This is a genomic window from Methylobacterium trifolii (genome assembly GCF_022179685.1).
Lineage (GTDB): Bacteria > Pseudomonadota > Alphaproteobacteria > Rhizobiales > Beijerinckiaceae > Methylobacterium > Methylobacterium trifolii.
This window is the reverse complement of the sequence record NZ_BPRB01000065.1, coordinates 1-6,015: the sequence shown is the minus strand read 5'-3', so window position 1 is coordinate 6,015 and position 6,015 is coordinate 1. Positions and strand designations below refer to the sequence as shown.

6 protein-coding genes are annotated in these 6,015 nt (G+C 73.5%); 2 read left to right on the top strand and 4 right to left on the bottom strand.

All coding sequences use genetic code 11. The annotated features are described in order from the left end of the window. The first annotated feature begins 166 nt into the window (after positions 1–166). Together COGEMETH_RS06515 and COGEMETH_RS06510 are read left to right on the top strand one after the other, a co-directional pair. Positions 167–442 (top strand): hypothetical protein, encoded by a 276-nt coding sequence (locus COGEMETH_RS06515; RefSeq protein ID WP_238181795.1) that lies wholly within the window; start codon positions 167–169, stop codon positions 440–442. A 189-nt stretch (positions 443–631) separates the two neighbouring features. Then, entirely contained in the window at positions 632–1,801 is a 1,170-nt protein-coding gene (locus COGEMETH_RS06510) for a glycosyltransferase family 2 protein (RefSeq protein ID WP_238181796.1), read from the top strand. 7 nt (positions 1,802–1,808) lie between these two features. Here the strand turns inward: COGEMETH_RS06510 and COGEMETH_RS06505 are convergent, their stop codons facing one another. The 4 genes from COGEMETH_RS06505 to COGEMETH_RS06490 form a co-directional block, all read right to left on the bottom strand. Further along, positions 1,809–2,594 carry an SDR family NAD(P)-dependent oxidoreductase gene (locus COGEMETH_RS06505; RefSeq protein WP_238181794.1) on the bottom strand — a complete coding sequence of 262 codons (786 nt, stop codon included), beginning with the start codon at positions 2,592–2,594 and terminating at the stop codon, positions 1,809–1,811. Positions 2,595–2,690: 96 nt separating this feature from the next. Next, positions 2,691–3,611: an NAD-dependent epimerase/dehydratase family protein gene (locus COGEMETH_RS06500; protein ID WP_238181793.1), complete on the bottom strand. Its 921-nt coding sequence runs from the start codon at positions 3,609–3,611 to the stop codon at positions 2,691–2,693. Positions 3,612–3,614: 3 nt separating this feature from the next. After that, positions 3,615–4,616 (bottom strand): MraY family glycosyltransferase, encoded by a 1,002-nt coding sequence (locus COGEMETH_RS06495; RefSeq protein ID WP_238181792.1) that lies wholly within the window; start codon positions 4,614–4,616, stop codon positions 3,615–3,617. A gap of 270 nt (positions 4,617–4,886) precedes the next feature. Beyond that, positions 4,887–6,015, bottom strand: a 1,129-nt coding sequence (locus tag COGEMETH_RS06490; RefSeq protein WP_238181791.1) for a methylmalonyl-CoA mutase family protein, incomplete at its 5' end; no start/stop codon positions are given.

Here is a 6,015-nt window from a genome sequence, read left to right as displayed (position 1 = left end):
GCCACCCTCCCCCGCAAAGAGGGGAGGGACGCGCGCCGAACGAGATTCTTTCGGTGGCCTAGCCAAACCCGTCCCGACGATCGCCAGGCATGGCCGACGCTCCCGTTCCCACGATGGCCTCGCCGGGCGGCGGGTGTATAGGCGTTCGGGCGCCAGGAACCACGTCATGCCCCGCCCTTCACGATACGTTCGGCCCGCCCTCCTCGCCGGGCTCCTGCTCGCCTGCGTCCCGGTCCAGGCCGCGTCCTGCCGTCAGAGCATCGGGCCTGCGCGCGCGGCCGAACTCGTCCGGCAATGCATCGAGGTCTCGCCCGCGACCCGCCCGCCCTGCAACGACGCCAACCCCTGCGAACTGATCCGCGGCGAGATCGCCCGCGGGTGCGGAATGCTCGATGCCGGCTCCGCCCCCGATTTCTGCGGGACGGAGCGGCCGGAGGACTGATCCGCCGGGCGTCGCGGTTGCGGCTCAGCCTCGGTTCAGCTTGGACCGCCCAAGAGTCGCCCCATGGCGCGGACCGCCCGGAAGCCGGCCGGGTTCCGGCCCGAATCGACCCGAGCAGGAGGCCAGAGGGCCCGGATGAGTGAGCTTGCGACCCCCGGCCCGGCCGACTCGTCTGACGCCTTCGCGTTCATGCAGGTCGGCGCCGCCGCGACCCCGGTACCCGACACCGTGATCGCGATCCCCGTCCGCAACGAGGCCGAGCGCATCACGGCCTGCCTGCGGGCCGTCGACGCCCAGGCCGGCCTGCGGCCGGGCAGCCTCGGCCTCGTCCTGTTCCTGAACAATTGCACGGACGGTACCGTCGCGCTCGTGGAGGACCTCGCGCCGCGGATGTCGATCCCGGTGCGGTTCGCGCACGTCACCTTCGCGGGTGCCCATGCCGGGTGGGCCCGCCGCGCCGCGATGGATGCGGCCGCCGACTGGCTCGATGCCGGGGGGCACGCGATGGGCACGATCCTGTCCACGGACGCCGACACCCTGGTGCCGCCGGACTGGGTCGCCCGCAACCTCGCGGCCATGGAGGCCGGGGCCGACGCCGTGGCCGGACGGGTGGAACTGAACCCGGCGGAGGCCGCCCTGCTGCCGCCGTCGCTCCCCGCGCGGGGCCGGCTGGAGGACGCCTACAGCGCGCTGCTGACCGAGGCCGAGGCGCGCATCGACCCGGACCCGCACGACCCCTGGCCCTGCCACCGCACCACCATCGGCGCGTCCCTCTCCGTGCGCCTTCCGGCCTATCGGACGGTGGGCGGCATGCCAGCCATCCCGCTGGGCGAGGACGGCGCCTTCGTCGCTTCCCTGCTCACCCATGGCTGCCGCGTGCGCCACGCCACCGACGTGGTCGTCATCATCTCGGCGCGCCTCACCGGACGGGCCCCCGGCGGTGTCGCCGACACCATCCGGGCCCGCTGCGAGGTGCCCGACAGCCTCTGCGACGCACGGCTCGAATCCGTGCCCCGCGCCCTGATCCGCTACGCCTGGCGCCACCGCCTGCGCCGCCTGCATGCGGACGGCAGGCTGGTCCGCACGCGAGGCTGGGCGCGACTCCTGGGGATCGGCCCGGACGAGGCCCGCCGCATCGCGGCCCTGCCGCTCGCGCGCCTGGCCATCGCCGAGGCGGAGCGAGCCAGCCCGCGCCTCGCCTACAGACCGCTGGGGCCGCGGCAACTCCCGCGCCACATCCGCATCGCCTCGCTGGTGCTGGCCGGCATGCGCGCGGCCTCCCGCACCGGGCGTGCGATGCGGGCGGGCGGCTCCGGGGTCGCCCCGGTTCCGGGGGTCGCGCCGGCCGACGCCCGGTAGGGCCGCCTCAGGTGTTGCGACCGCGGCGCAGGGTGGTCAGGCCGATGCCGGTGGCCTCGAAGCCGCCATCCACCGCGATCACCTGGCCCGTGACGTAGGACGCGCGGCCGGAACAGAGGAAGACGATCATCTCGGCGAGTTCCTCCTCGAGGCCGTAGCGCTCCAGGGGGATCACGTCGTGGTAATCGGCGCGGATCTCCGGGCTGTGGACCGCCTTGGCCATCGCCGTATCCACCGGGCCGGGGGCGACCGCGTTCACGCGGATGCCGAATTCCGCCAGTTCGACGGCCTGCTGCTTGGTGAGGTGCGCCAGCCCGGCTTTGCTGGTGCCGTAGGCGACCCGGAGCGTCGAGGCGCGAAAGCCCGAGATCGAGGTGATGTTCACGATCGCCCCGCCGCCGCCCTCGGCGATCAGGGGCACGGCGGCCTGCGTGCACAGGAACGGCCCCGACAGGTTGACCGCCAGCACCCGCGACCAGTCCGCGAAGGTGGTCTCCATCAACGGCTTGAAGATCGCGATGCCGGCGTTGTTGACCAGCGCGTCGAGCCGGCCGAACCGGTCGGCCACCGCCTGCACCGCGGCCGTGACGGCCTGCGGGTCGGACACGTCGGCCGTGATCGCGAGCGTCGCCTCCGGACGCCCGAGGCCGGCCGCCGCGGCCTCGACGCCCGGACCGTCCACGTCGAGGAGCGCCACCCGCCATCCCTCCTTGAGGAACAGCGTCGCTGCGGCGAGCCCGATGCCGCGCGCCGCCCCGGTCACGAGGGCCGTCCGATCCGGTATGTCCGCCATTGCGCGATCTCCGCCGATGATGGGGTCCGCGTCGTTAAGACGCCCTCCCGCCGCGGATGCAAGGGCCGCCCGCGACACCGTGCCGGACTTCTCGCGTCACGGCTCGGCGCGCGCCAGCCGCGCCAGCCCCTCCCGCGTCGGCATCGCGGGCTTCCAGCCGAGGGCGGCGAGCCCATCGGACCGGGCGACCAGCCCACCGGCCAATCGTGAAAAGATCTCCCGGCGGCCGGTGAGGCGGCAGGCGAGGCCGAGCAGCGCCGGCGGGAGGGGCAGCAGGCCGGGGCCGCGGCCGAGGCCGGCGCGCAGGGCGGCCAGCATCTCGGGGAGCGTCTGCGCGTCGGGGTCGGCCACGATCAGCGGGCGTTCCAACCGGCCCGGCGCCCGCAGCACCGTCTCGACGGCGCCGGCCAGGCTCTCCACCGAGACGAGCGAACGGCGGGCGGCCAATGATCCGAGGGGCAGCGGATAGGGCGTGTGGGCGAGCCGCAGGAGGGCGGCCATGTTGCCCTTCACGCCCGCGCCGTAGACCAGCACCGGCCGCAGGGCGACCCAGTCGAGGCCGATCTCGGAGAGCGCCCCTTCCGCGTCGCGCTTCGAGCGGCCGTAGGCGTCGGTGGGGGCGGGCGCGTCGGCCTCCGTGACGATTCCAGGGGCGCTGGCGCCGGCCTGGGCGCGGATGGAGGACAGGAAGACGAAGCGGCCGACCTTCGCCCGCGCCGCCGCTTCCGCGAGCCGCCGCGTCGCCTCGGTGTTGAGGGTGCGGTAATCGTCCTCCGGCGCGCCGGACATGGCGTGCGCCAGCCCCGCCGAATGCACCACCGCGTCGACGCCCGAGAGGGCGGCTGCCATGTTCATCGGCCGGGTCAGGTCGCCGACCACGGCGCTGGAGGCCCCATCCGGCACCTCCACCGGGCGCCGCAGCAGCACGCGGACGCGAAATCCACGCTCGGACAGGCTGCGCAGGAGATGGCGGCCGATGAAGCCGGTCGCCCCGGTGAGCGCCACGAGTCCGGTCACGGCTTACGAAACCCCTCGGGAGGCGGGACGGGCGAAGCGCCGCAGCAGGGCCGCCACGAGGAGGCACCCGGCCGCGAGCGCACCCACGGTGACGGGCCAGGACGGCCAAAGCAAGGTCGCCCCCGCCAGCCCGGCGAGCCCGAGGTTGACGCCGAAGACGCGGGCCACGACCCCGGTGACGCTGAGGCCGTTCACGGTGGCGCGCTGGTAGAAGTGGCTGCGATGGGCCTGCCAGACCGCCTCGCGCCGGGCCGCCCGGCGGACCAGCGTCAGGCTCGCATCCGCCAGGTAGTAGAGCGGCAGCAGGAGCGCGGCTGCGAACCCGCCCCCCAGCGCCAGCCGGTAGAGCAGCCACGCCACCAGCAGGCCGATCGGCAGGGAGCCCACGTCGCCCAGGAAGAGTCTCGCCACCGGCCGGTTGAACGGCGCGAAGCCGAGCATCGCCCCGAACAGCGCCGCCGCCACCAGGGTCGGCAACGGTGCGAGGATGCCGGTGAGCCCTGCCAGCAGCAGGGTACCGGAGACCGGCACGATCTCGGCGACCGTCATCCAGTCGAGGCCGTCCATGAAGTTGACGAGGTTGACGAACCACAGGCCCGCCAGCACCGCCAGCCCCCGTTCCAGGGCCAGTGGGGTGGAATCCGGGGCCAGCCGCCCCTCCACAGAGCCGACGAGGATCGCCACCACGATCCCCTGCACCGCGAGCCGCAGGGCGGCCGGCAACGGGCGGATGTCGTCCACGGCGCCGAGCAGCGCCAACGCCAGGGCGGCACCTGTCAGCACCAGCCAGTCCCGTCCGGCGCCGGCCTCAGCCAGGAACAGGCCCGAGACGGTGACGGTCGCCACCACCACGGCGATGCCGCCGCCCTGGGGCGTGGGCACGGTGTGGCTGGACCGGGCGTTCGGCCGGGCGAGCGCGTAGCGCTGGAGCAGCGGGCGCAGGCGCACCACGAGGCCGGCTGAGAGGGCCGCGGCGAGGGGGACGGCGATGAGCGGCGCCAGCATATGTTTTCTAGGTCTTGCCCGGGTGGCGGAAGTGCTGCGGTTCTACCGCTCCGCGGAAGGAGTTCAGCAAGGCATGGCGTTGCCCGCGAGCGCCGATCGTTCCCCCATCCACTCCCTCTTCCCGAGGTGTCCGCGCCTGCGGGCCGCGAAGGCGCCCTCCAGGGATCGCGCGACGCCTGGACGGCGCCTTCGAGGCCGCCGCTTAGCGACGGCGTCTCAGGATGAGGGGGATGGGTTGGAGGAGGCGGGAATCCGTCGGGCTCGCGCGCCTCAGTAGACCTGTCCGGCCCCGTCCCGCTCGCGGTTGGCTCCGGTGCCGTCGCGCTTGTCGGCGCTGGCCTTGTCCAGCGCCTTGCCCACCACCTTGGCCAGCCCGATCATGATCGTGTCGATGACGTAGTCCTTCGGGGTGTAGACCGCCGAGACGCCCATGTTCTTGAGCACGAGTTCGTCGTCGGGGGAGATGATGCCGCCCACGACCACGGGGATGTGGTCGAGGCCGGCCTCGCGCATCTTCGCCTTCACGTCGCGCACCAGCGGCACGTGGCTCCCTGAGAGGATCGAGAGGCCGACGACGTGCGCGCCCGTGGCCTTGGCCTTGGCCACGATCTCGGCCGGCGTCTGGCGGATGCCGTCGTAGGTCACGTCGAAGCCCACGTCGCGGGCGCGGAGCGCGATCTGCTCGGCACCGTTGGAATGGCCGTCGAGGCCGGGCTTGCCGACCACGAGCCGGGGCTGCTCGCCCAGCCGCTCGCCGAGGTCGGCGATCAGCAGCTTGGCGTCCTCGGCCGCCCCCGACGAGACGGTCTGGAGGGTGACGCCGGTGGGCGCGCGGTATTCGCCGAAGACATCGCGCAGGCGCGCGCCCCACTCGCCGGTGGTGACGCCGGCCTTGGCCGCGGCGATCGAGACCGGCATGATGTTGGCGCCCGAGCGCGCGGCCGCTTCCAAGTCCTCGAGGGCCCGGCCCACGGCGCGGTCGTCGCGTTTGGCGCGCCAGTCGCGGATGCGGGCCTCCGCCTCCATCTCGACGTTCTCGGAGACGGTGAAGATCGCGCCTTCGCCGGCCGTCAGGGGCGAGGGCTCGCCCTGCTGCCACTTGTTGACGCCGACCACGATCTGGTCGCCGGCCTCGATCGCCGAGATGCGCCGGGCGTTGGATTCCACCAGCGATTGCTTGAGGGCGCCGGTCTCGACCGCGGCCACCGCGCCGCCGATCTCACCGATGCGGGCGAGTTCCGCCCGGGTCTGCTCCTTGAGGGACTCGACCTTGGCGTCGATCACCTTCGAGCCGTCGAAGATGTCGTCGTATTCGAGGAGATCGGTCTCGAAGGCGAGGATCTGCTGCATGCGCATCGACCATTGCTGGTCCCAGGGCCGCGGCAGGCCGAGCGCCTCG

Excerpts from the sequence above, each read along its gene's own strand:
- COGEMETH_RS06515 (WP_238181795.1), top strand. The coding sequence starts at position 167 with ATGCCCCGCCCTTCACGATACGTTCGGCCCGCCCTCCTCGCCGGGCTC.
- COGEMETH_RS06510 (WP_238181796.1), top strand. The coding sequence starts at position 632 with ATGCAGGTCGGCGCCGCCGCGACCCCGGTACCCGACACCGTGATCGCG.
- COGEMETH_RS06505 (WP_238181794.1), bottom strand. The coding sequence starts at position 2,594 with ATGGCGGACATACCGGATCGGACGGCCCTCGTGACCGGGGCGGCGCGC.
- COGEMETH_RS06495 (WP_238181792.1), bottom strand. The coding sequence starts at position 4,616 with ATGCTGGCGCCGCTCATCGCCGTCCCCCTCGCCGCGGCCCTCTCAGCC.